Origin of the sequence: Dyella acidiphila, assembly GCF_014863405.1 — a bacterium.
GTDB classification, from domain to species: Bacteria; Pseudomonadota; Gammaproteobacteria; order Xanthomonadales; family Rhodanobacteraceae; genus Dyella_B; species Dyella_B acidiphila.
Window position 1 is genome coordinate 234,894 of record NZ_JACZZA010000012.1, and the last position, 25,761, is coordinate 260,654.

A 25,761-nucleotide genomic window follows, 5' to 3' on the forward strand; every position below is an offset into this window, starting at 1 on the left:
GAGCAAATGCGTACTAGCCGCCTAGCTTCCATTGCAGGTGCAGCTGTTCGGTTTCTTCGTCTGCGGGAAACATCGATTCCAGCCGCAGCTCCTGCGCCGCCACGCTTTGCGGCGTGCCGACGGTGCTTATCATCGAGAAATAGCTCAGGGTTTTCCCGTCTTTGCGAAAGCCGATCGGAATCATGGGCAAGTTCGGTGCCGCTCCCGCGGCGCCATGCAGACGCCACGCCGGGTCCACCCCGGGATATGCCAGCAATGCATCCAGCAAGCCGCGCGTCTGCTCGTCCAGCACGCGTCCGATGGTCTCGCGATAGGCGCGCTGGATCAGGCTTTTGGCGACCACCTCCCAGTCAACTACAAACGGCCGCATGCCCCGTGGATCGAACAATAGATGCAACATGTTGCGCGGCCCCTCGCGCGCGGCCATATCGATAAACGATCCAAAAAAGCGCGGCGCGGAAGCATTGGTGCTCAGCACATTCCAATAGCGATCCATCACGAGTGCGGGAAACGGCTCGTGCTGCCGCAGCATGCGTTCCAGCGCGCGGTTTATGCCCTGCAGCTCGGTCGCGTTCCACGAGGCTTCCGAATAGACCGGTGCATAGCCGGCGGCCAGAAATGCCGCGTTGCGTTCACGCAGCGGCACCTCCAGTGACTGCACGAGGCTGGTCAGGGTCTGCCGGCTTGGCACGCTGCGGCCGCTCTCGATAAAACTCAGATGCCGCTGCGAAATCCCCGCATCCAGCGCCAGCCCCAATTGGCTGGCGCCGCGCAGGCCGCGCCAATGCCGCAACAGCCCGCCCAGATCTTCCGAATGCATAGCGCCCATGCGACTCTCTCCGCGTGCAGCCGATCGCCGATATTAGCGATGCTCGCCCGGTGCCTGCCAACGGTAGGACTGGAACGCCTCTTCCAGCGGTGGCTGGGTAACGCTGCCGGTGTAATTGGTAATGGTCGAGGCAGCCACGATTCCAATCACTTCCAGCAGATGATCCTGGCCAAAGCCCGCGGCGAGGAACGCAGACATATCCGCGTCGTCCAGATGCCCGCGCTTCTCGATCAGGGTGCGCGCCAGCGTGGACAGCGCAGCATGCTTCACGTGGCGGGGCATCTGGCGTGCGCGGATCGCTTCCACATCGGCTGTATCGAGGCCTTCTTTTTCGGCCAGGCAGGAGTGGAAAGCCATCGCCCACGAGCTGGCGTTGGTCACCGCATTGGTGAGCAGCACCACTTGTACTTCGGCTTCGGAAAAGCTGCCGCCGTGTACCTTGCCGAACAGCCCGACCAGACTGCCGATCAGCACCGGCGACGTGGCCATGGCGCCGGCGATGTTGGGAATGACGCCAAAGGCGCTGTGCAGGGACTCCAGCGCGGGCTTGGATTGGGCCGGAGCGGATTGCATCGTATGCATGGGAAACGTCGTCATGATTTTGTCCTCTTGGAATAAGCGGACCGGTATCGATCCTGGTGAGGACACCTTAGGCAGATCGCTGCAGCCCGCCAATTACCTGAGAGGTAATGCTTATTCACCTATTCGTGACGTTTCGTCGCGCGGCGCTTGCTGGTGCACCCTTGCCATTGCGGCTAACCTTGCGGCCATTGCCCGGTTCCTGGTGCACGATCGGCCAGCGGCGGAACCAACAGGAGGGTGGGAAGGTGGAGGAACGGAGCAGCGTAGGCCCGCATAGCGCGGCCGCTGCACATGGCGAGCGTTGGCTGAAAGCTGCTGTTGGCTGCTGCGGCACAGCGCTTCGTTCATCCTGACGCCTATACCCACGATGTCCGCCGTATCGGTAGCAATCGCCATCACCTGGCTGCTGGGCCTGTTGATGTTGCCCCTGCTCGGTTCGCTGCTGCGCTCGCGCGTGCCGGGTGTGCGGGAATGGCTGATGGCGGACGTCGCGCTGATCGTCAGCATGCCGCTGCTGTTGCTGCGCGGTCATATTCCCGATCTTGTCTCGATTATTTTCGCCAATCTGGTGCTGTCACTGGCCGGTGTCAGCTTGTATGCCGGCTTTGCGCGTTTCCTGCAGCGAGCGCCGCGCTGGCCGCTGCTGATCGCCTGCGTGGCGATCACGCTGCCGCCCCTTCTCTACTGGCGCTACGTGGTGGATAGCATTCCCATGCGCGTGGTGACGGCGATGGCCTTCACCGCGGCAATCTGCCTGGCGGTAGCGGTGGTGGTGGCGCGCGGTCGACAGCCCGGCCGGTCGCGCTATCCGTATGTGACCACGATGGTGGTGGCGATCATCTTTGCGGCGTGCCAGTCGGCCAGAGGGCTGTATTTCCTCGGGCTCAACCACGTCGCCAATGCGCTGACCTTCAACACCTTTATCAATGTGGTGCTGTTGTGCGTGGGCGCCGCGATGATGCCCGTGCTGCTGATGTGCGGCATGATGATGGTGCACGATGCGTTGCTTTGCGATGCACGCGACGCCGTCAATCGCGATTTCCTTACCGGTGCACTGTCGCGCGAAGGCTTTGCTGCCGTGGCGCAAACCATGCTTGCGCAAGCCGATCGCAACCGTTCGCCGCTGGCCTGCCTGATCGTCGATCTGGATCACTTCAAATCCATCAACGACACTTACGGCCACACCGGTGGCGATCAGGTGTTGTGCGAGTTTGTGAGCCTGGTGCGTGCCACCTTGCGCGCAGGCGATGCGCTGGGCCGCGTCGGCGGTGAGGAATTCGTGGTGCTGATGCCAGGCGTCGCGCTCGGCCACGCACAATCCCTGGCCGAACGCCTGCGCCATGCCACCATGGGCCATGCTGTTGTTACCGAGAATGGCACCTGTACCTACACCCTCAGCGGCGGTCTGGCGATCAGATTACCGGGCGAGAGCCTGGATCAGCTTATGGTGCGTGCCGATCGTGCGCTCTATCAGGCCAAAGTGTCGGGGCGTAACACGCTAAGCATTGATGCTTAGCAAACCAGCGCCGCGCAGCAACGCGGCGCTGGATGACTCAGGTTCGACGATCAATCGTCCTTGCCGAACAAGCCGCCAAGCACCGACCCGATCACGCCGCCGGCAATCGCACCGCCGAGCGACGAACCCGAATCACCGCTCAGCACGGTGTTCGAACTGCCCTCGCGCGCCAGGTACGGTTCCAGCGCATGCGCCAGGTTCGGCATGGTCAGCGTCTGCAGCCAGACCTGGCCGGGGCCGGTGAGGTTGGCGACAAACAGGCCGTCGCCGCCGAACAGCTTGTTTTTAATGCCGGGAAGCAGGCTGATATCGAAGTTGACGGTGCTCTCGAACATGCCGACATGGCCGGGATGCACTTGCAGCGTTTCGCCCGGTGCGAGCGTGTAGGTGACGATCTCGCCGCCCAATTCCACCCAGGCACGCGCATTGCCGGCCAACTTCTGCAGGATGAAGCCGTCGCCGCCGAAGATGCCGGCGCCCAGCGAGCGCTGGAAGCCGATCGACAGTTCCACGCCCTGCGTACCGCACAGAAAACCGTGACGATGGATGAAATAGGTCTGGCCGGCATTCACCTGTACTTCGACGATCGAGCCGGGTACGTGCGCGGCGAAAGCAACCATGCCCGGCGAGCCGGAGCTCTCATATTCGTTCATGAACAGGCCGCCGCCCGACAGCGCGCGCCCGATGACGCCGAGAAACCCGCTGGCGCCGGCTGTGCGGGCGGTGGTCTGCAGCACGATATTGCGGGTCATCCAGGAAAACCGGCCAGGCTCGGAAATGATCCGGTCGCCTTGCTCCAGGCCCACTTCCAGCACGGGCAAGGTGGTGCCTACGGTACGCGTCTTCATCGCTTAGCTCCCCGACATATATATGTGTGTATCCGCCCAGATGGTCACGTGGCGATGGAACCCCCCGCCCATGCATCGATAGCGTCGCGCCTGCGTGTTGCGTTTGCATGGCGCGCGCCCCGTGCCTGGCGTGTTGCCGGCCATCGCGCTAGTGCCGGCGGAGTATGCGCCGCCGGCAGGTGGGCCAACCAGTGATAAGTGTCAGGGGCGCTTAGAAGCGGTCGACGTCGATCACCGCCTGGGCGAAATCGCGCGGCGCTTCCTGCGGCAGGTTGTGGCCGATGCCGCCGGTGACCAGCCGGTGTTCGTACTTGCCGGTGAATTTCTTGGCGTAAGCGGCCGGGGTCGGGTGCGGAGCGCCGTTGGCATCGCCTTCCATGGTGATGGTGGGGAGGTTGATCGCAGGCAGCGTGGCGAGTTTCTTTTCCAGCGCGTCGTACTGCGCTTCGCCTTCGGCCAGGCCCAGGCGCCAGCGGTAGTTGTGGATGGCGACGGCGACCTGATCGGGGTTGTCCAGGGCGGCGGCCGAACGGGCAAAAGTGGCATCGTCGAAGCCCCATTGCGGCGAAGCCAGTTCCCAGATCAGGCGGGCGAAGTCGTGGGTGTACTTGGCGTAGCCCGCTTCGCCGCGCTCGGTGGCGAAGTAAAACTGATACCACCATTGCAGCTCGGCCTTGGGCGGCAGCGGCGCGCGATTGGCGTCCTGGCTGCCGATCAGATAACCGCTGACCGAGACCAGCGCCTTGCAGCGTTCCGGCCATAGCGCAGCCAGGATATCGGCGGTGCGTGCGCCCCAGTCGAAGCCGGCGACGACGGCGCGCTCGATCTTCAGCGCATCCAGCAAGGCGATGGCATCCACCGCAAGCGCCGCCTGCTGGCCGTTGCGCTTGGTCTCGGCAGACAGAAAACGGGTATCGCCGTAGCCGCGCAGGTAGGGAATGATCACGCGGTAGCCGGCAGCGGCCAGGATCGGCGCCACATCCACAAAGCTGTAGATGTCATACGGCCAGCCATGCAGCAACAGCACCGGCTTGCCGTCGGCCGGACCGTCTTCGGCATAGGCCACGTCGAGCACGCCGGCCTTTACATGTTTGATCGACTTGAACGAGGTATGCCCGCCGCTGGTGACATGCTTGCCGCCGGGCGCTGCTGCCGGCGGGGTCTCGGCATGGGCGAGGGAGCGGATGCCGAAGGGGGCGAGTGCAAGGCCCAGCGCCGAGGCACCGAGGAAGCTTCTGCGTTTCTGATCGATCTGGTCGGACATGGCGATATTCCCGGCTGGTTGGCGTGGACATAGAAGACCACGCCCGTGTATCGCCTGCGTGTGCGCAGACGCCGGAATTGCAAGGCCGTGTAACAGAGCGCCGGCCGGATACATTCGGATACAAAACCGCCCTAGTGCCAGCCGCCGCCCAGGGCCAGGAACACCTCGATCTGGTCGCGGTTGAGCGTTGCCGTGCCGGTGGCAAGTACCTGTTCGGCCGCCCAGCGCTCCCGTTGTGCGGCCAGCAGTGAGATACGGTCGATGCGGCCTCCTTGCTGCAGTTCTTCGGCCTGCGCCGCGTGCTGCGCGGCTTGATCGCGGGCGGCTTGCCATTGCTGTTGCCGGTCGAGATCCGCCGCGTATGTGTCCAACGCCGTTTCGACTTCACGCAGCGCGTTCAGGACCGTACCGTCGAATGCGGCCACGCTGGCATGGCTTTGCGCGTCGGCTTGTTGCATGCGCGCACGCACCGCATTTCTATTCAGGTTCCAGCTTACCAGCGGCCCGACCGCGAAACGGTTGGTGTATCCGCTCAGCGCATCGATCGCCTTGCCGGTCGATCCCACCGAAACGCCGAACCGGATATCGGGATACAGCGCAGCCGTGGCCACGCCGATACGGGCGGTAGCGGCGGCCACGTGCCGTTCCGCCGCCCGTACATCGGGGCGGCGCTTGAGTAGTTCCTGGCCATTGCCGACCGGCAACGCCCGATCCAGCCGTAGCGGTGCGCGGCAGGCGAGCAGCGTGCGGTCAAACTGCGCCGGCGCTTGTCCGGCCAGGGTGGCGAGACGAAACAAGGCATTGCGCTGAGCCGCCTGCAACGGCGGCAATTGTGCTTGCAGCGTGGCCAGTGTTTCCTGCTGTCGCGTACCGTCCAGCGGCGAAGCGCGTCCATGCGATACCAGCAGCGCCGTCATGTGCATGCTGTCCTGTTCGATGCCGATGCGCTGTTGCGCCAGCTCGATCTGGTATCCCGCATTGCAGGCATCGGCATAGGCAAGCGCGGTTTGCGCGACCACGTTGACACGCACCAGATCGCGCGCTGCCGCAGCCGCTTCATCGTCCGCGCGCGCGGCTTCCACGCCGCGGCGAATGGCACCGAACAGATCGAGGTCGTAGCTGACCGATACGCCGCCGTTGTAATTCTCATAAGGCGTCACACCGACACGCTTCAATACCGCTTCTTCGGAGGGATGATTCCAGGCGGTAGCTGCATCCACGCTGGCGGCAAATTGTTGTGAACCGGCTTCCTCCAACAAGGCATCGCTGTGTTCGAGATTGGCCTGGGCAAAGCGCAATTGCGTGTTCGCGGCGAGGGTTTGCGCGATCAGGCGATTCAGCACCGGATCGTCATAGAGTTGCCACCAGCGATCCGGCAACGGGGCCGCGCTGGTGGCGGCGGAGCTGGAAACAAAATGGCCCTGCGCCGCCGGTGCATTGATCGCCGCTTGCGATGGCAAGTGATAGTCCGGCCCCACTTCGGCGCAGCACGCCAGGGCAACGCAGATCCATGCAGTGGCTACCACGTGCAGCTTCACCATGGCAGCAGACCTCGCGGCTGACCGGGCGAATGAACCACCACCGTCGCAGTCTGGCCCGGCACCAGGCGAATGCCCTTGGGTACATCGTCGATGGCGATGCGCACCGGAATGCGTTGCGCCAGCCGTACCCAGGTGAAGGCTGGATTGACGTCGGCCGGCTTGGAAGCGTCGCCACTGCGCTCGCGATCTTCGATCGCCGAGGCAATGCTTTCCACATGTCCGCGAATATCGCCTGGCACGCCCATCAAATGCACACTGGCCCGGTCGCCGGGATGGATGCGCTGTAGCTTGGTTTCTTCGAAATACCCTTCAACACGCAGGGACGGCATGTCCACCAGCGCCAGCGCCGGTTTGCCGACCGTGAGATAGGTACCGGGCTGCAGGGTTACATTGGCCACCTCGCCGCTTACCGGCGCGCGCACTTGCGTGCGATCCAGATTGAGCTGGGCCAGATCGCGTGCCGCTGTGGCCTGCTGCACGGCCATGCGCAGCTGCGCGACCTTGGTCTGGCCCTGCTCGATCACTTCGCTGGCCACCACGTTGGACATCATGCGATTGCGCTGATCTTCGCGTATGGCTTCGGCCAGCGCGGCACGCTCGCTGCCCAGCGTTGCCTGCGCCTGCTGCAACGCCAGCGTGTAGCGCGACGGGTCGATCACCAGCAACACCTGGCCCTGCCGCACCGTCTGGTTGTCGTGCACGTGCACCTCGGTAACCAGTCCGGCCACGTCGGGAGCGATCGGTACGATATCGGCAAGCACCTTGCCGTCGCGCGTGACCGGCTCGACCTGATAGCGAATCCACAAGGCACGCACGGCGAACAACAGCAGTGCGATGGCCAGCAGCGTGCACAACAAGCGCACGATTTTCATGATCCAGGATTTCAAGGCCTTATCCATAATGGAAAAAACTGTCGGCAGCGGCGGTCAAGCCCCACCACAGGAGCACGAACCAGGCCAGCTCCCAGATGCCCGCATGCCCGAGCGCGGAGGACCAGGGCAGGCGTTGCCATAACCTGCGCAGCAAATGCGCCAGCACACCGGCCAGTACCGCCCAGACCAAGGCGGCGGGCAGATACACCCCGAACACATGCAGTTCTTCAAGCATCGCCAGCCATCCTCGGCACCGCTGCAAAGGGAAACAGGTTGCAGCGCATGCCGACCAGCGCGAGCAAGGCGGGATGCGCTGGCTCGGCATGCGCTGCGGCGCTCATGCTGGCCATGGCGACATCGATGTTGGCGAGCAGCGATGCTGGCGGCGGCAGCCATTCACCTGCGCGTCCGCGTGTCTGGAAGAGCTGCGCGATACCTTCGAGCACGTCGCGCAAAGCCGCCTGGACCGGAGCCGGCAACGCCGGCAAGCTGCGGCGGATCGCAATCACATTGCGGCCGATGCGCAGATCTGCGAGCCCATCGGCCGCATGCAGCGCATCGCTGCCTTCGGCAATCGCCATGCGCGCGGCAGTCTGGCCCAGGCGATCGACTGCCATGCTGGTCCAGTGCACGGGGCGGAACGGCCGCGCCATCGAGGCCATCTGGCCGATCTCGATCCAGTTGCCGCGGATCATCCGTCGTGCTGTCCAGCTCACATTGACCGAGCGGAACAACTTGGCCACGGCGATCGTCGCGATGATGCCGCCGACTTGCGCGAGGCCGACATTAATAAAGGTGGCGAAGTCGGCGATGAAGCGATCGAGAAAACCCAGTGCCACGATCAAGCAGGAAAACATCGGCAGCGCGCGCGCCGACCATGCCGGCATGGCCTGCACATAACCGATGCCGAGCAAGGCCGGCGCCAGGCTCACGATCAGCATGCCGCAACCGTCTACGCGCGGCAGCACGGCGAACAGATAGAGCGCGGCGAGCGGAAAGGTCAGCAAGGTCGCGCCGAGGTAGCGGCTAAGCACCGGCGCCGGGTCGTCCTGGGCCGCGAAGGAACAGGTGATCAGCGCGGCAAACGCCGCGGTAGCCGAACCACTGGGCCACGCCAGCAGGATCCACACCGCGCAATACAGCATGATGGCGGTGGCCGTCGCCAGCCCGGCCAGCAAGGCCAGGCCGTGATCGCGCGCCAGCGGAAACGCTTGTTCGCCTTGGCGCTGCGGCCAATCGCCCGACGTCGACACGGGGCTGCCAAGTTGCTGCACCAGGCCACAGGCTTCCACCTGTGCCTCAACAAACTCCGCCATGCGCACGCACAGGCTGGCACGCAGCAGATCACGCCAGGAGGGCGAGGTTTCCTGGCGCTCGGCCAGCTGGCGGCAGCGCTGCGCCAGATCGGTACCGCTGGCGTACTGCACGCTGGCGGGCTGGCTGAGCCATGTGCGCGTCGCTTCGACCAGGCGCGCCAACTCCGGATCGAGCGGAGCGAGCGCGCTGAGCATGTCCAGGCGATTGGCCGCCGCCGAGGCCAGCGGAAGAATGGTGGCCAGCTGCTTCTGCACACCCAACACCATGCGCCGGCCTGCGCTGGCAGGTCGCGGATTGCTCGGCAAATGGATGGCCATCATGCCCAGTTCGGCGACATCTGCGGCGAGCATGCGGCGATGTTCGTATTCGAGCCGGGTATGGCGTTGTCCCAGCGCCTCGCGGGTCCAGCGCGAGGCATGTGCAAGAAACGCATGCGCGCGGTCCTGGATCACCGGCGTCACGCTCCAGGGTTGCAGCAGGCTATGCACAACAGTGACGCTGACGATCGCCACCGCCATTTCTTCCACGCGGGATATCGTGGTGGTGAACACATCGGCCGGATCGTCCAGATAGGGGAAGCTGATCACCGCCGAACTCAAGGCCGCCATCTGGAACAGGAAGGCGCGCGGTGTGCGATCCAGCACCGCCAGGTAAATACACAGGCCGGTCCACGCTGCCATGCACAGCACCAGCAGTTCGGGCGCATGCTGCAGATTGGGTACCACCAGAATGGAAACCGTGGCGCCGGTGAGGATGCCGCCCAGCCGGTAAAGCACTTTGGGGCGGAAAGCACCGGCCATCGGCTGTGCCGTTACGTACACGGTTAGCAAGGCCCACCACGGCCGCGGCAGGCTGAATTCAAAAGCGATGCTGAGAGTGATCGCGGCGGCAATAAAACTGCTCAACGAGAACAGCAGTTTCTGTGGTTCCAGCAATAACAGGGACCACGGCAAAGACGCCGTCCGGGCGGTAGCAGGCATGTGCAACAGGACGAAAGGGCGGGGACGGGAGCTGCCGCAACTGCCGTGAAGCAGGCGATGCGAGCGGGCGCGGGCATTTTGCCGCATAAATCCGCTGAAGCTCAGATCAAATTATTGCTGGATATCAGCAAGAAAAATGCGCTTAAGCATGGCGATGCGGTGTGCGGGAGGGTGGTTGGGATGCCGCCGCGTCCAGAAAAATATTAGAATTGTTCCATCGATCAATAACAAAAAATTGCTTGATGGATATCAACGCCGCGCGCACGTTCCTGGAAATCGTCAAGACCGGCAGCTTTGTCGGCGCCGCCAGCAGCCTCAACCTCACCCAGACCGCCGTCAGCGCCCGCATCCGGGTGCTGGAAGAACAGCTGGACCAGCCGCTGTTCGTGCGCAACAAGGCCGGCGCAAAGTTGACCAGCGCCGGCGAACAATTTCTGCGCTTCGCTGCCACCATGGTGCAAGTGTGGGAGCGGGCGCGTAAGGCGGTGGCGCTGCCGCCAGGCCGCGAGATGGTCGTAAGCATCGGTGCGGAACTCAGTCTGTGGGATCCGCTGCTGCGCGATTGGCTGCTCTGGGTGCGCAAGTCGTGTCCGGATTTCGCGGTGCATGCGCAGATCGATGATGCAGATCGCCTGGTGGACCGTGTGCAGGCCGGTTTGCTGGATGTGGCGATTGTCTACGCGGCACCGCAACGGCCCGGCGTGATTGCCGAGCTGCTGTTCGAAGAGAAATTGGTGATGGTCAGCACCACCTCGGCCGGACGCAAGCATGTCCGGCAAGCGGAAGATCACGTGCGCATCGATTGGGGCGACGCGTTTGCGGCCGGCTACCAGGCAGCCTTTCCGGATCAACCCAATCCGGTGATGTCGATCAGCTATGGGCCGCTGGCGCTGGATTACATACTGGCCATGGGCGGCAGCGGTTATTTTCGCCAGGGTTTTGTGCGCCGGTATCTGCAAGACGGGCAACTCGCGCTGGTGCCCGGCAGTCCTGAATTTTCCTATTCGGCGTATGCCGTGCATTCGGCCAAGGCCGATCAGGGCGTGATGGAGCGCATCCGCCTGGGCCTGCGCGAAGTGGCTGCACGAATCGCGTCGGATACGCAGGCCGCCAAAAAATCTCCCAAACGCCGCAAGCGCTCGCGATAACTCTCCGTGCCATCTGGCGTGGGTTCCCCCTGGCCATCAGACCAGGGGGAACCACGCTTTCAACTCATCGCGGTCATGCCATGACCATGCAGCTTCCTGGGGAGTCAGTGCAGGGCGTCGAACTTCTTCCATGCGCCCAGCAGATTGGCCGCGTTGACCGAACCGAGGCCGTTGGCAAAGCTCCAGCCGGCCTGCGCCGGATAAGCCGGCACATACGAGGTGCTGCTCAGCGAGGTGATACCGACATTGCCCGTAGCCAGCCCGAACAACACCGATGCGCTGCCGTACATGTAGCAGTCCGGCACGGCAGGCGGATTGGGAATGGCAATGCCCAGCACCGAGGTCAGCTGCATGCAGTTGGACGAATTGCCGCCGTCTGTGATGTTGTAGAACACGCAGCTGCCGGTGTTCTTCGAGCCATTGCTGGCATTGCAGCGGCTGAGCGTGGCCGGTGCGCTGCCGGTCGGGCCGCCATATTCGGTCGCGGCCAGCTGATACAGCGTCGGGGCGACATTGCCCTGATTGGCGGAGAACGCTCCGGCCTGCAGCAAGGCCTGGTCCATCAAGGCCTGGATGCCGGCGAACATCGGCGCGGACAGCGAAGTGCCCCCTTCCAGCGTCACCGCGGTGGGGAAGCCGGGCGCACAGGGTGCGGCACCCGTACACAGCACGGCCCAGGTGTAGCCACCGAACGAGCCGGCGAACAGCGATACATCCGGCAGATCGCGCGATTGATCCTTGGCTGCGCCGTGGACGATGCGCTGCCACGAAGGCTTGGCGTCGATTGACGAGGGGCCGCCGCTACCGCCTTCGGATGTCGGTGCCGCGCCAAACAGCAGGATGTTCTTGCACACCTGCAGCACGCTTTGGTTGAACACCTTCTTGGCCGCCAGCGTGTTGCCGCAGGACTCGTTCCAGGTGAGCTCCGGCACATACGACTTGGCCGTACCGTAGACCGCATTCGGCGTGGTGTTGAAGTACTGGCTGCTGGTGCCGTCCAGCACGTCTGCCGTATCCGTGCCGCCGACGCCGGTATCGTTCGGCGACGTGGCAAAGGCATTGGCATCCACCGCGATCATGTCGGTGATGGGCGAGCCATTGAAGCTCGGGTTGGAGCCGGAATCGCCACTGGAGACGAATACCGAGATACCTTCCGCATCGGCTTGCGCCCACATGGTGTCGATCGCAGCTTTGCTCGCCGCATCGACTTTCAACTCGCCATAGCCATAGCTGGCGCTGATCACGTTTGGACGTCCGCTCGGATCCGGATTGTTGATCAGATTATCTGCCGCCAGGTAAACACCGCCGAAGAAGTTCTTGGTGGCACTGTCCGAGCAGATGGCAACCCAGATGTTCGCGCCGGGCGCCATGGCCGTGGCGTATTCCGAATCGAGCACGGTCTCGATGCTCTCGCCGCTGGCCGATTCACCGCCCGGATCGGTGCAGTTGGTCGGCAGCGAGGTGGGCTGCGGTTCGAACTGCTGGTAGGTGCCGCCGTAGCCTCCCAGCGAGAACTGGCTGACGAAGTTGGTCCAATCCGACGGCAGCATGCCCTGGTCTTCCACCACTGCAATGGTGATGCCGCTGCCGGTGATGCCGGAGGCATACAGCGGGCTGGTGTTGTAGATGGTCTGCATGTCGAACGGCACCAGGCCGCGCACGTTGTTGCTGCCGGTGATGGCTTCGCGAATGGCCGCATCCGCCTGTGCCTTCGCGCTGCTCAGGTACGCATTGCTGAGCTTGAACTGATGCGAGCTGCGATCGTATTGCGCGGTGGCCGAATGACCCATGTGGGTCGGATGGAAGTCGGTCAGGCCGGCCACGCCGGTGATCACCGGCGCCAGCGCGCTGGGCACGCTGATGTCGCTGTCATTGGCGATATGGTTTTCGCTGGTGGCGGGATCCTGGCCGCGCGCCACGTAATGATTGATCTGCGTATGGAAGGCACGGCGCACCTGGCCGGCGGTGCCGCTGAAATCGATCTGCATCTTGTTCGGATACACGCCATTGACGGTGAAGCCTTGTGCGCTGAGCCATGCACTCACCGCATTGACGTCGGCATCGGTAATACCGAAATTGCTGCCGAATTCGGCAGGGGTAATCCACTGGTGAAACTTGGACGAGGAAGGATTGTGCTGCGCGGCGATCAGTGCCTTCAGCGCCGATGCGCGGTTGGCGCTGGGCTTCAATATCAGCTGCATATGCGGCATCTGCAACGTGTCGTCGGCGGCACCCGCGAGCTTCATCTGCGCCAGCGAAGCCACATGCGTATGGCTCAGCGTGCTGACGAGATTGTTGTTGACCGCCTGGTTTACGCGCGGCATTTCCGCCGTATTGATGCCGGCGAGTGCGGCATTGACGGTGGCTGCCAGGGTGAGCGAAGGCAAGGCCGCAAGGGCTGCCGTCATCGCCACTCCGCTCAAAGCGTGCTGGATCTTCATCTGGATCTCCCCACTCAGGTCGAAAGAAAAGGTGTGATCCCCCTGATTTGGCAAGCTCTGGTGCGAGGCCGTCGCAAACCCCTCCACACGTGGTGGCGATAAGCCGGCGTAAGACATTGATGGCCCCGAAGCGAAACCCCTGGCAGTCATCGCTCCGCGAGAACAAATAGCAGGAACTTTTGGCGGGGATTGGCCATGACAAATTTCCGCCATTTACTGGCGGGATGGCGCCGTGTCGGGTTTCCGTCAGTACGCGGCGGAATCAGTTGCCGGATCGGCGCGTTGCACGCATGGCTGCGTTCCACCCGGCCTGGAATCGCGTGTTCGCCTTGAGCCGTTTCTGCAGCAAAGAGATGCGGCGTTCGAACGTGCGCTCGGAAATTTTCAGACGACTGGCGATCACTTGATCTTTCAGGCCATTGGCCAACAGCGCAATGAGTTGTTCCAGTTCCGCCGATTCGGCGTTGCGCGCGTGAATATCCAGCGAGTTGTCGCTACCGACTGGCGCGGCCAGCTGCCACAGCATTTCGAAATGCGCGCACAACGTGTCGAGCAGCAGGGATGGGCGAAGCAGCAGTCCCGAATCGTTGGCGCTCTTCAGATGCAAGGGCACCAGGCCCATGCGCCGATCGATGATCGCCGCCTTGATCGGTACCCCGTCGTAGAGACGTTGTTCTTCTCCGGCGGCCAGACATTCCTGAATATGCTGCGGGCCGCCTGGCCAATCCAGCTTGGTAGTATCGCAGATGGTGCGGCAGATCACGTTGCGGTCGCGCATGGAGACATGCATGGCGTTGTGCGATTCGAACGGGTTCACATACGGCGGGCGGTCGAATTCCAGGATCTCGTGCTTGGCGCTTTCGTAGAACTGACCGATGACGCGCATCAGCGTCTCGCGTCCGGTAATCAGCTCGACACTCAATTCATCGCCTTTGTCGCTGCCACTGGACGGCCGTATCTTGGCCAGTCGTTCGGCCAGGCCCAGCGCAGCCTGCAGGCCGCTTTGCCGCAAGGCGACCAGGGCGCCGAAGGCCAGTTCGGGTGCAACCGGCTGGTATCGCGCAATACGTTCCGGTGAACGGGTGACCAGGCCCTTGGCCTCCAGTTCGCCCAGCAACTGGCGGCTATGCACGGCCGAAAAGTTGCTGGCGGCGACTACATCGGCCGAGCTGGAACCGGGTCGTTCAAGCAAGGTTTCATAAACCTTCAGTTCGTCTGCGGTCATGTCCAGCGCCCGCAGCGCTTCTGTTTCCGTGCGGGGTGACTGGCTTTGTGTGTCAGCGCCCTTTGCTGCCATTCGACCAAGCTTGCTCATGGTGGAGTCCAATGCTTTTGTGGCTAGCCGTCCAAAGAATACGCGAATTCATCATAAGGTCACCTTGTTCAGGTGCGGCTTGCGTGCCTTCGTCGCGAAACGTCGCGCCGATTCACAAGCCAGAACGCTACCTGACGCTGAACACTTGCCCGGCTTGCGAGGCGCGTCCGGGAAAGTGTAGATATGTGCCCCGCTTTGAAGAATTGACGCGATCGCTTCTTCGTTGCGGCAGCAAGATGAACGCGGCGGTTGACCGCTGAGGCGCAAGCCTGTCGAAGCGGCAAGCCGGCAGGGCTGCCCGGTTCATCGACATTTCCGTTGTCCATTGCGCGCACTGAGGAGTGACGGCTCATGTGTGGAATCATCGCCGCGGCCGCTCAACGAGATGCGGCACCGCTGTTGATCGCCGGCCTCAAGGCCCTCGAATACCGTGGCTACGACTCGGCCGGCCTGGCCGTGCAGGAAGACCAGCAACTTCGCCGCGTACGAGCCAAGGGCAAGGTGCGCGAGATGGAGGCTCTCTATCTCGCCGATCCGTTTGCCGGCAGCACCGGCATTGCCCATACGCGCTGGGCCACGCATGGCGTGCCCAATGAAGAGAACGCACATCCGCATATGATCGGGCGGGTGGCGCTGGTGCATAACGGCATCATCGAAAACCACGCATCGCTGCGCACCCGGCTGCAGGCGAAGGGCTATGCATTCACTTCCGAGACCGATACGGAAGTGATGGCGGCGCTGATCGATGCGCATCTGTCCAAGGGCATGTGCCTGCGCGAAGCAGTGCTGGCCACGGTGCAGGAACTGGAAGGCGCCTACGCCATCGCCGTGATCAGCAGCGACGAGCCAGGGCGCGTCGTGGGCGCCCGTCGCGGTGCGCCGCTGCTGGTCGGCATGGGCATCGGCGAACATTTCCTCGGCTCGGATGCGCAGGCACTGATCCAGGTCACCAGCAAGATCGTCTATCTTGAAGAAGGCGATGTGGTGGAGATCAGTCGCGCCAGCGCACAGATCTATACCGGCGACGGCATGCCGGTGAAGCGCGCGGTGCACGAGAGCGAGCTTTCGGCCGATGCGGTGGAACGCGGTGAATACCGCCACTACATGCAGAAGGAAATCTTCGAGCAGCCGCGTGCGGTGGCCGACACGCTGGAAGCACGCATCGGCTCCGGCGGCGTGCTGTCCAATATCTTCGGCGTGGATGGTGAAAAACTGCTGGCGAAGGTGAAGGGGTTGCACATCATCGCCTGCGGTACCAGCTACCACGCCGGCATGGTGGCCAAATACTGGATCGAGGACTACGCGCGGCTGCCGGTCAGTGTCGAGGTGGCCAGCGAATACCGCTATCGCGAAGCGGTGGTGCCGCAAGGCACCTTGCTGATCGCCATTTCTCAATCCGGCGAGACCGCCGACACACTGGCCGCCTTGCGCGAGTCGCGTCGACGCGGTTACCTGGGCACGCTGGCCATCTGCAATGTGCCCGAATCTTCGGTAGTGCGCGAAGCGGATCTGAAGCTGATGACGCGGGCTGGCCCGGAAATCGGCGTGGCATCCACCAAGGCGTTTACCACGCAACTCGCGGCGCTGGCTTTGCTGACCCTGCATCTGGCCAACGAGCAAGGTATGGATGCTGCGCGCTACAGCGAACTATGCGAACAGCTGCAACGTCTGCCGCGGGCGATCGACGAGGCTTTGCAGATCGAGCCGCAGATCGTGCAACTGGCCGAGCGATTCGTCCATCGCCGCCACGCCCTGTTCCTCGGCCGTGGCATGCATCATCCGGTAGCGCTGGAAGGCTCGCTCAAGCTGAAGGAAATTTCCTACATCCACGCCGAAGCCTATCCGGCGGGGGAACTCAAGCATGGGCCGCTGGCGCTGGTCGATGAGGACATGCCGGTGATTGCAGTGGCGCCGAATGGCCCGCTGCTCGACAAGCTCAAATCCAATCTGCAGGAGGTACGTGCACGTGGCGGCGAGCTGATCGTGTTCGCCGACAAGGCGGCGCATATTGATGGCGCGACCGCGGGCGGCAGCATCCTGCGCATCGACGCAGGCGGCGACTTCATCGCACCGGCTGTCTTCACCGTGCCACTACAACTACTCGCGTACCACGTTGCGGTTTTGCGTGGCACCGATGTGGATCAGCCGCGAAATCTGGCCAAGTCCGTAACTGTCGAGTAGTCGATGTACGGCGCTGTTTGTGTATGTGAATTTGATGAACATAAATCGGCTGTTAATCGTAATTGCTTGCCGTTGTCTGACGCCATTCTGTCGAAAGCTGGCGCGACAATTGCGCGATGTGAACTCGCGCACATTGCACGCATCGCGTGGCCGATGTCTTGCCAATGTCATGCTGACCTGAATGATGTTTCTGCGTGGTGTCAGCAGGTGAACGTTTCGGCGCTGTTCACTGTGAAGCTGTTCGATCATGCAATGATTCAAAAGTCCCTGATGCGTTGTTCTGGCAATGGCTCCTGTAACGGATGGCGTGCATCACATCTGTTCCGCGAGTGCCAGGACGCAAGCCGCTTCAAGGTCGATGCACATGTTCTTTGCAGTAGCTAGCGCGATTCCGGAATCCATCCAAGCACGCGGATTCCAGATCGGACAGGGGGCTTCAATCGTTGGCGTCGTCATGGCGCCGATCGGCCTAAGTCCGGGAGTGTGCCAGCATCGTGTTCAAGCGGATATTGATCGTTTGCATGGGGAACATCTGTCGCAGTCCCGCGGCGGAGTACCTCTTCCGCGAGCGCATGGGCGAACGCGGCATCGAGCTCTGCAGTGCAGGGATCGTGGCGATGGTCGGCGATCCCATGGACAAGACCGTACTGCAACTTCTGCGTGAAAGCGGCGTCGACGGCACGCCGCACCGCGCTCATCAACTGACGCCTTCGATGCTGCTTCAGGCCGATCTTGTGCTCGGCATGGAGCAGAAGCATGTCGATGCGATCGTCAAACTTGCGCCCGAAGCGCGCGGCAAGGTCTACCTGCTCGACAAGTGGCTGGGTGGACGCGACGTTCCCGATCCCTACGGCCACTCCCGCTCCATCTTCGAGCGCGTTTACGAAATGATCAGCGGCGGCGTGGATAGTTGGGCGGCCTATTTGTGATTCCCCTTTTCCTTCACGTGATGGATTGATCGCTCGCATGTTCAATACTCAAATCCCTTTGGAGCGTGACGGTGAGATCGGACTGGGCGAAGTGCTCGGTACGCTCAAGGACAACCGTTGGCGCATCGCCATCATCACGGCCGTATTCATCGGCCTCAGCATCGTGTACGCCCTGGTGGCCACGCCGATCTATCAGGCGACTGCCATGGTGCAGGTCGAGCAGAAGGTGCCGGACCTGCCCGGGCTCAGTGCGCTGACCCAGATGCTGGGCGCGGAAAATCCGGTGGCAACGACCGAGTCGGATCTGATCACTTCGCGCATGGTGGTCGGTGCGGCGGTGGAAAAACTCAAGCTGGCCATCGACAGCAATCCGCGGCGCTTTCCGCTGTTCGGCAATTACTTCGCGCGCCGCTACGCCAAAAACAATCCCGGCAAGGTCGCCCCCGCACCGTGGGGATTGTCCGGCTACGACTGGGGCGGCTCCAAGCTGGAGATCTTTCAGCTCGATGTTCCGGATGACCTGCTGGACAAGCCGCTGGAACTGACTGCTGGCGAAGGCGGCATCTACGTGCTGCAGGATGACGACCACAACGTGCTGGTGATCGGCCGGGTGGGCCAACCTTCACGCGGCCACGGCGTGACCATCGAAGTGCAGACGCTGGCTGCCAATCCGGGCATGCGTTTCCGTGTTCTGCGCCATCGCGACCTGACGGTGATCGGCGATCTGCAGAAGAAAATCGATGTGAAGGAAGACGGCAAGGATTCCGGCATCCTGCGCATGACCTATAGCAATCCCGATCCCAAGCTGGCCACCGATGTGCTTGAACAGGTCGGCCAGCTGTACGTACGCCAGGACGTCGACCGCAATTCCGCGCAAGCCACCAACAGCCTGAAGTTCGTGAAGGAGCAGCTGCCTGGCGTGCGGATGGAGCTGGAGAAGGCCACCACCGCGCTGAATGCCTTCCAGAACCAGATGCATTCGGTCGACATCAACATGCAGACCCAGGCGCTGTTGAACCAGAATGTTTCCATCCAGGCCAGCATCGAGCAGCTGCGTCTGCAACAGGCCGACATCCAACGCCAATTCACGCCTGAGCATCCGCAGTACAAGGCGCTGGCGCAGCAGATCGGCGAAATGGAAGGCAAGAAAGCGCAGATCGACAAGCAGATCAACAGCCTGCCGGATGCGCAGAAGACCTTGCTGAAGCTCAACAGCGACGTGCAGGTCACCAACCAGACCTACAGCAGCCTGCTGAACCAGGCGCAGCAGCTGGACATCGCGCGCGCCGGCACCGTGGGCAATGTGCGCATTGTCGACAATGCGGCGGTGGATATTTCCAACCCGGCGTGGCCGAAGAAGATCATCGTGGTGCTGGGCGGCGCGATCCTCGGCTTCGTGATCGCACTGATGTACGTCTTCATCCGCCAGGTGCTCAACCGCGGCATCGAAGATCCGGCCATCATCGAAAACCTGGGCCTGCCGGTGTACGCCACCATCCCGGTCAGCACGCGGGAACTGGCGCTGGAGAGCAAGCGCAGCCACGGCGGCTCCAGGCAGCATCTGCTGGTGACCGACGCCCCCGCCGACCTGGCCGCCGAAGCGCTGCGAAGCCTGCGCACCAGCTTGCACTTCGCGCGCCTGGAAGCCAAAAACAATGTGCTGATGATCTCCGGCGCCAGCCCGGATACCGGCAAGACCTTCGTCTCCGCCAATCTTGCTGCGGTGGTCGCGCAGAGCGGCCAGAAGGTTCTGCTGATCGACGGCGACCTGCGCATGGGCACGCTGCACTCGGTGGTGGGCGGTCGCGCCGATGTCGGCCTGTCGGAACTGATTTCCGGACAGGCCGAGCTGATGGAAGTGATGCGGCCGGTTGCGCCGCTGAACAACTTGTACTTCATCAGCCGCGGCCGAGTGCCGCCGAATCCCTCCGAGTTGCTGATGAATGCGCGCTTCTCGATGCTGCTCGATCGCCTCAAGCCGATGTACGACCTGATCATCATCGATACGCCGCCGATCCTGGCGGTGACCGATGCGGCGATCATCGGCAATCACGCCGGCACCGGCCTGATGGTGGCCCGCTTCGGCGTCAACCAGCCGCGCGAACTCAGTCTGGCCAAGCAACGTTTCGAACAGAACGGCGTCGCCATCAAGGGCGCCATCTTCAATGCCGTGGAGAAGCGCAGTACGGGTTACTACTCGTATGCCTACTACGCTGTCGACCCGGCGACTACATGAGGACGACGCACAGCTCAGAGCACATACGAGAGCAGAACCTGACGATCGGCCTCAAGCATGGGCCGATCGTCGTCACTCTGAAGCAGGCTGGATTCTCCGGTTTGCCGTTTTGCACAGAAACGGGCCACAAACCGACGAAGCAATACATGAGGCTGATTGCGCAGCAAGCGCGTGCGCATCTCCAGCGGTGTCCGGGATTAGGCGAGATCGGGAGCGGTTTGAATGTCTGAGGTCAAGAACTTTGCGCTTATCGGGGTGGGCGGCTACATCGCGCCACGCCATATGCAGGCCATCAAGGCCACCGGCAACCGGTTGGTGGCCGCGCTGGATCCGAACGATTCCGTGGGCATCATCGACAGTCATTTTCCGGATGCCGACTTCTTTACCGAGTTCGAGCGCTTCGACCGGCATGTGGACATGCGCCGGCGCGCGAAAAACGGCGGCAGGATCGATTACGTCTCGATCTGCTCGCCCAACTATCTGCACGACTCGCACGTACGCTTTGCCCTGCGTTCCGGCGCCCATGCCATCTGCGAAAAGCCGCTGGTGCTCAACCCCTGGAATATCGACGGCCTGCAGGAGCTTGAGCGCGAGACCGGCAAGCAGGTGAGTTCCATTCTGCAACTGCGCCTGCATCCGTCGATCATCGCGCTGCGCGACAAGGTCCGCAGCGCGCCGGGTGCGCGCAAGCATGAAGTGAACCTCGCCTACATCACCTCGCGTGGCCACTGGTATCTGCAGAGCTGGAAGGGCGATGCGAAGAAGTCCGGCGGCATCGCCACCAATATCGGCGTGCATTTTTTCGACATGCTGCACTACATCTTCGGTGACTTGCAGGACAACGTGGTGCATCGGTACGACGACACCAAGGCTGCCGGCTATCTGGAATACCAGAACGCCCGCGTACGCTGGTTTCTATCGGTGGACCTCGAAGACGTGCCGGATGCGCAGCGCGAAAGCGGCCAGCGCACGTTCCGCTCGATCACGGTCGATGGCGAAGAGATCGAGTTTTCCGGCGGCTTCACTGAACTGCACAACCGCAGCTACGAGGAGATCCTCGCCGGCCGCGGCTTCAGCCTGGAGGAGAACCGCACTGCGATCGAGACCGTGGCGGCAATCCGCGGCAGCAAGGTGGTTGCCCCGACGGACAATGGTCATCCGTTCTTGAGGAAGAAATGAGCGATATGGACTACTACCAGCATCCATCGGCGATCGTCGACGAAGGCGCCCAGATCGGCGAGGGTTCGCGCATCTGGCATTTCGTGCATGTGTGCGGTGGCGCACGCATCGGCAAGAACGTATCGCTCGGCCAGAACGTCTTCGTCGGCAACAAGGTGGAGATCGGCGACAACTGCAAGATCCAGAACAACGTGTCGGTCTACGACAATGTGACACTCAAGGAAGCGGTGTTCTGCGGGCCGAGCATGGTCTTCACCAATGTCTATTCGCCGCGCTCGCTGATTGATCGCAAGAGCGAGTACCGCGACACCCTGGTCAACCGCGGCGCCACGCTGGGCGCCAACTGCACCATCGTGTGCGGCGTCACCATCGGCGAATTCGCCTTTATCGGCGCTGGCGCGGTAATCAATCGCGACGTGCCGGCCTACGCCTTGATGGTGGGCGTGCCCGCGCGGCAAGCCGGCTGGATGAGCGAGTTCGGCGAACGCCTGAAGCTGCCGCTGGAGGGCCATGCGGAAGAGATCTGTCCGCATACCGGTACTCGCTACGTATTGAGGGGGCGCACGCTGAGCAAAGAGGAGCCCAAGACATGATCGACTTTATCGACCTGAAGGCACAGCAGGTACGCCTCAAGGATCGCATCGCCGCCGGCATCGCCCGCGTGCTCGCCCATGGCCAGTACATCCTCGGGCCGGAAGTGGCCGAGCTGGAGGAGAAACTGGCGGCCTATGCGGGCGTGCCGCATTGCATTTCAGTCGCCAACGGCACCGATGCCTTGCAGATTGCGCTGATGTCGCTCGGCGTCGGTGCGGGCGATGAGGTGATCACACCCAGCTTCAGCCATATTTCCACGGCCGAAGTGGTGCCGGTGCTGGGCGCGAAGCCCGTGTATGTGGATATCGATCCGGCCACCTACAACCTCGATGTCAACGTGCTGGAAGCGGCCATCACGCCGCGTACCAAGGCGATCATCGCGGTGTCGCTGTATGGCCAGTGCGCCGACTTCGACCGTATCAACGCGATGGCGGCAAAGCACGGCGTTACGGTGATCGAGGATGGTGCGCAGAGTTTTGGTGCGACCTATAGGGGCCGCAAGAGCGGCAACCTCAGCGCGATTGCCTGCACCAGCTTCTTCCCCAGCAAGCCACTTGGCTGCTACGGCGATGGCGGGGCGATCTTCACCGCCGATCCTACCCTGGCCAAAGCACTGCGCCTGATTGCCCGGCATGGCCAGGATCGCCGCTACCACCATTCCCGCATCGGCGTGAACAGCCGCCTGGATACCTTGCAGGCGGCGATCCTGCTGCCCAAGCTGGAAATCCTCGACGAAGAAATGGCGCTGCGCAATCAGGTGGCGGAGCGTTATGCGCGTTTGCTCGACGGCATCGATCACATTGGTCTGCCTCGCATCGAAGCGCATAACACCTGCGCCTGGGCGCAGTACACCGTGCGCGTGCCCAACCGGGAGCCTTTGCGTGCCCAACTGCTGGAGCAAGGCATTCCGACGGCCGTGCACTATCCATTGCCCCTGCATCGGCAGCCGGCGCTCGCCGACGGCCGCACCTGGCACATGGCGAAAAGCGACGAAGCGGCAGAGCAAGTAATGAGCCTGCCGATGTCGCCCTATCTCGATGCCGCTACGCAGAGTGTCATTGCCGACGCGCTGGTATCAGGCGTGATGGTCGAACTGGCCGCGAACTGACTCGCATGCACACGCCGCCTACGACACGAGCGATCGTCAGGTCATGAAAATCGCCCTGCTGACCAACGCCTACCCTTATCACCCCGGTGAGCAATTTATCGAGGACGAGATCCAATATTGGGCGAAGAACCCGGCTGCGCACGTCACCGTATTGCCGGCGGTGGCACGGGGCGAGCCGCGGTCCTTGCCGGACGGCGTGGCACTCGATCTGTGCATGGCAAACGGCGGACTTGGCGCGCGGCTGCTGGCCATGTCGACGGCGCTGTTCTCTGCCACGTATTGGCGTGAGCTGGCATATCTGCGACGCTCGGGAAAACTGGACCTGTATACGATCGCGCGTGCCTTGCTGCATACATCGAAAGTTGTCGCGCAGGCCGCCAGCCTGCGTCGCTACATCGAGCGCCATGGCCATATCGATGTGGCCTATTGCTATTGGAACGACACGCAGTCCTATGCCGCCATCACGGTCCGGGCCATGGGTGGCGTCAACAAGGTCATTTCGCGCATCCACGGCATCGATCTGCACGAGATGCGCAGACCGCATAACTACATGCCGCTCAAGCGCCAGTTTATTCACGCCTATGACCGGGTCTTCACCACCTCGCGCGAAGCCCAGGCTTATCTGGAACAGACTTACGGCGCGTCAGCCGACAGTATTTCGGTGAGTCCGCTGGGAGTGCCGCTGGCCGAGGCACTTTCCAAGCCCAGCGGCTCAGGCACGGTGCATATCGTATCGGTGTCCTTCTGTGTTCCGGTCAAGCGCCTGGATCGGATCATCGAAGCCTTGCGCCTGTTTGCCGAGCGGCATGTAGACGTTGCCCTCAGCTGGACGCATATCGGTGGCGGCCCGCTGCTGCAGCAGACCAGGGACTTGGCCGCGGCTCAGTTTGCCGGCGTCAGCAATGTCGCTTTCGAATTTCTCGGCGAGATGGTGAATGGCACGGTCAAGAAGTACTACCTGAATACGCCTGTCGATCTGTTTATCAATATGAGCGAATCGGAGGGCGTGCCGGTTTCCATCATGGAAGCGATGAGCGCGGGTGTGCCGGCCATTGCGCCGGATGTCGGCGGTATTTCCAATCTGGTTTCGAACCAGTGCGGCGTGCTGCTCGGCAAGAGCCCGAGCATCGATGACATTGTCGAAGCGATCGCCAAAGTGGCGCTTGGCGACAAGAAAGAAGTGTTGCGCACCAATGCGCGCAAGATGGTCGAAGAAAAATTCAGCTCCGACAAAAACTATGCGGGATTTGTTGCGAACGTGCTTGCGATCGGAGCGAGCTGACCTGCGTTGACAGCGTTGCAAGGTGAAACTGATTTCCACATACGTAAATGGAGACTAAGCAAATTCAGCTGGAAAACGTCAGGTTTTGAAAGGTAGATACGTGAATATAAAAACAATCATGGCGTTCGCTTTCGGCCCTGTCGCTGCTGCAGGCCTCGGCTTGTTGACGGTTCCCGTCATTGCATGGATCTTTCCGCCGGCTGACGTAGGTCGACTGAATATTGTTCAGATCTCGGTATCGTTTGGCGTACTACTCTTCAACCTCGGCCTGGACCAGGCATACGTCCGGGAATACCACGAATGGAGTGATCGTGGCGCGCTGTTGAAATCCTGTTTCGCGCCCGGCTTCGCATTACTTCTGCTGGTGATGCTGATCACGCTTCCGTTCGAACGACGGATCTCGATGTGGCTGTTCGGTCTGGATCACGTCGCCTACTACTGGGTTTTAGTTGCATGCGTGATTGTGAGTTTCATTTCACGGTTCCTGTCACTCATCTTGCGTATGCAGAGTCGAGGTCTCGCCTTTTCCATGAGTCAGGTCATGCCAAAGATCGTGCTGCTGCTGACACTCTGCGTGTTGGCATGGCCGGCGTTTGCCAAGTCATTCGCCGAGCTGGAAGTGGCCTATCTGGTGTCGCTGCTGTCGGTGCTGTCCCTGTACACCTGGAACACGCGGCGTGACTGGGTGCCGGCGCTGAATGCCGCCGCCTCGCGCAGCGAGGTCCGTGGTTTGCTTCATTTCGGCGTGCCGTTGATCTTCGCTGGCGTCGCCTATTGGGGACTGGATGCCACCAGCAGCCTGGTGCTCCGTTCGCTATCCAATTTCTCGGAACTGGCGGTGTATTCGGTGTCGATGAGCTTCGCCGGTGTAGGCATCGTGTTCCAGACGATCTTTACCGTGCTGTGGGCGCCGATGGTCTATAAGTGGGTGGCGCATGGCGTGGACATGCGGCGGGTCGACCATATCGCCCAGCAGGCACTTGCAGTGGTATGCGCGATATGGATTCTGAGCGGCGTGTTCTCCTGGGTGGCGGATCTGATTCTTCCGGCGCGCTACGTGCAGGTGAAGTACTTCATGCTGTGCTGCATTGGACAACCCTTGCTCTACACGCTGTCCGAGGTGACATGTGTAGGCATTGGCATCACGCGCAAGTCGATGCTGTCGCTGTGGTCTACGCTGTCTGCGCTGGTGGTGAATGTTGCCGTCAGCGTATGGCTCGTGCCCAGGCATGGCGCGGCCGGCGCGGTGGTTGCGAATGCGCTGGCGTTCCTCATTTTTTTCGTCGCCAGGACCGAGGCATCGGCCCATGTGTGGCGACGGTTTCCGCGCACCCGGCTCTATCTATTTGTTACCGCTGCCGTGGGGCTGTCGATCGCTACGCTGGTGTTCGGTCCGAAGCTGCCGGTGCCGTTTGGCTTCGTGTGGCTGGCCATGTTGCCTTTGGTCGGCTGGCATTTTCGCGCCGAATGGCTGGACATGTATCGCTCGCTGCATCGGGCAGCGAGTGCGGAAGGCACGCCCTTGCTGGCGGGTAGGGGGCCGAATGTTCGCTCCTGAGTATTCGATTCTCTGCCGCGTTGCAGGCGCCCGCCCGGAGG

General features: G+C 62.2%; 21 protein-coding genes. 11 read left to right on the plus strand and 10 right to left on the minus strand.

The genetic code is table 11. From position 1 onward, the window contains the following. Positions 1–13 precede the first annotated feature (13 nt). Both IGX34_RS17900 and IGX34_RS17905 read right to left on the minus strand, forming a co-directional pair. Positions 14–829 (minus strand): helix-turn-helix domain-containing protein, encoded by an 816-nt coding sequence (locus tag IGX34_RS17900; RefSeq protein WP_192557096.1) that lies wholly within the window; start codon positions 827–829, stop codon positions 14–16. 33 nt (positions 830–862) lie between these two features. Then, entirely contained in the window at positions 863–1,426 is a 564-nt protein-coding gene (locus IGX34_RS17905; protein ID WP_192557097.1) for a carboxymuconolactone decarboxylase family protein, read from the minus strand. A 352-nt stretch (positions 1,427–1,778) separates the two neighbouring features. Here IGX34_RS17905 and IGX34_RS17910 point away from each other — a divergent pair, with 352 nt between their 5' ends. Further along, positions 1,779–2,927, plus strand: coding sequence for a GGDEF domain-containing protein (locus IGX34_RS17910; RefSeq protein WP_192557098.1), 1,149 nt, complete (start codon positions 1,779–1,781; stop codon positions 2,925–2,927). Positions 2,928–2,977: 50 nt separating this feature from the next. Here the strand turns inward: IGX34_RS17910 and IGX34_RS17915 are convergent, their stop codons facing one another. The 6 genes from IGX34_RS17915 to IGX34_RS17940 all read right to left on the minus strand — a co-directional run bounded on the left by IGX34_RS17915 (position 2,978) and on the right by IGX34_RS17940 (position 9,722). Continuing rightward, positions 2,978–3,775: an AIM24 family protein gene (locus IGX34_RS17915; protein WP_192557099.1), complete on the minus strand. Its 798-nt coding sequence runs from the start codon at positions 3,773–3,775 to the stop codon at positions 2,978–2,980. A 211-nt stretch (positions 3,776–3,986) separates the two neighbouring features. Continuing rightward, positions 3,987–5,039 carry an alpha/beta fold hydrolase gene (locus tag IGX34_RS17920; protein WP_192557100.1) on the minus strand — a complete coding sequence of 351 codons (1,053 nt, stop codon included), beginning with the start codon at positions 5,037–5,039 and terminating at the stop codon, positions 3,987–3,989. Positions 5,040–5,170: 131 nt separating this feature from the next. Next, entirely contained in the window at positions 5,171–6,580 is a 1,410-nt protein-coding gene (locus IGX34_RS17925) for an efflux transporter outer membrane subunit (RefSeq protein WP_192557101.1), read from the minus strand. Further along, on the minus strand, positions 6,574–7,467 hold the full coding sequence (locus IGX34_RS17930) for an efflux RND transporter periplasmic adaptor subunit (protein WP_225737570.1): 894 nt from the start codon (positions 7,465–7,467) through the stop codon (positions 6,574–6,576). The genes IGX34_RS17925 and IGX34_RS17930 overlap by 7 nt, the downstream gene beginning before the upstream one ends. Before the next feature lie 4 nt (positions 7,468–7,471). Continuing rightward, complete coding sequence (locus tag IGX34_RS17935; protein ID WP_192557103.1) at positions 7,472–7,687, minus strand: DUF1656 domain-containing protein; 216 nt, start codon at positions 7,685–7,687, stop codon at positions 7,472–7,474. After that, positions 7,680–9,722, minus strand: coding sequence for an FUSC family protein (locus IGX34_RS17940; RefSeq protein ID WP_225737571.1), 2,043 nt, complete (start codon positions 9,720–9,722; stop codon positions 7,680–7,682). The genes IGX34_RS17935 and IGX34_RS17940 overlap by 8 nt, the downstream gene beginning before the upstream one ends. Positions 9,723–9,794: 72 nt before the next feature. On the opposite strand from IGX34_RS17940, the gene IGX34_RS17945 reads away from it, so the two are divergent. Together IGX34_RS17945 and IGX34_RS17950 are read left to right on the plus strand one after the other, a co-directional pair. Then, positions 9,795–9,956 carry a hypothetical protein gene (locus tag IGX34_RS17945; RefSeq protein ID WP_192557105.1) on the plus strand — a complete coding sequence of 54 codons (162 nt, stop codon included), beginning with the start codon at positions 9,795–9,797 and terminating at the stop codon, positions 9,954–9,956. A gap of 35 nt (positions 9,957–9,991) precedes the next feature. After that, positions 9,992–10,897, plus strand: coding sequence for a LysR family transcriptional regulator (locus tag IGX34_RS17950; protein WP_192557106.1), 906 nt, complete (start codon positions 9,992–9,994; stop codon positions 10,895–10,897). Positions 10,898–11,001: 104 nt separating this feature from the next. On the opposite strand, the gene IGX34_RS17955 is transcribed toward IGX34_RS17950, so the two are convergent. Continuing rightward, positions 11,002–13,305 carry a S53 family peptidase gene (locus IGX34_RS17955; RefSeq protein ID WP_192557107.1) on the minus strand — a complete coding sequence of 768 codons (2,304 nt, stop codon included), beginning with the start codon at positions 13,303–13,305 and terminating at the stop codon, positions 11,002–11,004. Positions 13,306–13,600: 295 nt separating this feature from the next. Next, positions 13,601–14,653 carry a helix-turn-helix domain-containing protein gene (locus IGX34_RS17960; protein WP_338015502.1) on the minus strand — a complete coding sequence of 351 codons (1,053 nt, stop codon included), beginning with the start codon at positions 14,651–14,653 and terminating at the stop codon, positions 13,601–13,603. Between the two features lie 351 nt (positions 14,654–15,004). On the opposite strand from IGX34_RS17960, the gene glmS reads away from it, so the two are divergent. From glmS to IGX34_RS18000, 8 genes are all read left to right on the plus strand, one after another. After that, the gene (glmS, locus tag IGX34_RS17965) at positions 15,005–16,834 is read left to right on the plus strand and encodes a glutamine--fructose-6-phosphate transaminase (isomerizing) (protein WP_192557109.1); all 1,830 of its coding nucleotides are present in this window, start codon (positions 15,005–15,007) and stop codon (positions 16,832–16,834) included. A 494-nt stretch (positions 16,835–17,328) separates the two neighbouring features. After that, positions 17,329–17,763, plus strand: a complete 435-nt coding sequence (locus IGX34_RS17970) for an arsenate reductase/protein-tyrosine-phosphatase family protein (RefSeq protein ID WP_192557110.1) — start codon at positions 17,329–17,331, stop codon at positions 17,761–17,763. Positions 17,764–17,800: 37 nt separating this feature from the next. Next, positions 17,801–19,999 carry a polysaccharide biosynthesis tyrosine autokinase gene (locus tag IGX34_RS17975; protein WP_192557111.1) on the plus strand — a complete coding sequence of 733 codons (2,199 nt, stop codon included), beginning with the start codon at positions 17,801–17,803 and terminating at the stop codon, positions 19,997–19,999. 222 nt (positions 20,000–20,221) lie between these two features. Then, positions 20,222–21,178: a Gfo/Idh/MocA family protein gene (locus IGX34_RS17980; protein WP_192557112.1), complete on the plus strand. Its 957-nt coding sequence runs from the start codon at positions 20,222–20,224 to the stop codon at positions 21,176–21,178. 5 nt (positions 21,179–21,183) lie between these two features. After that, positions 21,184–21,771 (plus strand): acyltransferase, encoded by a 588-nt coding sequence (locus tag IGX34_RS17985; RefSeq protein ID WP_192557183.1) that lies wholly within the window; start codon positions 21,184–21,186, stop codon positions 21,769–21,771. Continuing rightward, complete coding sequence (locus tag IGX34_RS17990) at positions 21,768–22,880, plus strand: DegT/DnrJ/EryC1/StrS family aminotransferase (protein ID WP_192557113.1); 1,113 nt, start codon at positions 21,768–21,770, stop codon at positions 22,878–22,880. The genes IGX34_RS17985 and IGX34_RS17990 overlap by 4 nt, the downstream gene beginning before the upstream one ends. Before the next feature lie 43 nt (positions 22,881–22,923). Further along, positions 22,924–24,162 carry a glycosyltransferase gene (locus tag IGX34_RS17995; protein ID WP_192557114.1) on the plus strand — a complete coding sequence of 413 codons (1,239 nt, stop codon included), beginning with the start codon at positions 22,924–22,926 and terminating at the stop codon, positions 24,160–24,162. 118 nt (positions 24,163–24,280) lie between these two features. Next, positions 24,281–25,720: a lipopolysaccharide biosynthesis protein gene (locus IGX34_RS18000; protein WP_192557115.1), complete on the plus strand. Its 1,440-nt coding sequence runs from the start codon at positions 24,281–24,283 to the stop codon at positions 25,718–25,720. Positions 25,721–25,761 lie beyond the last annotated feature (41 nt).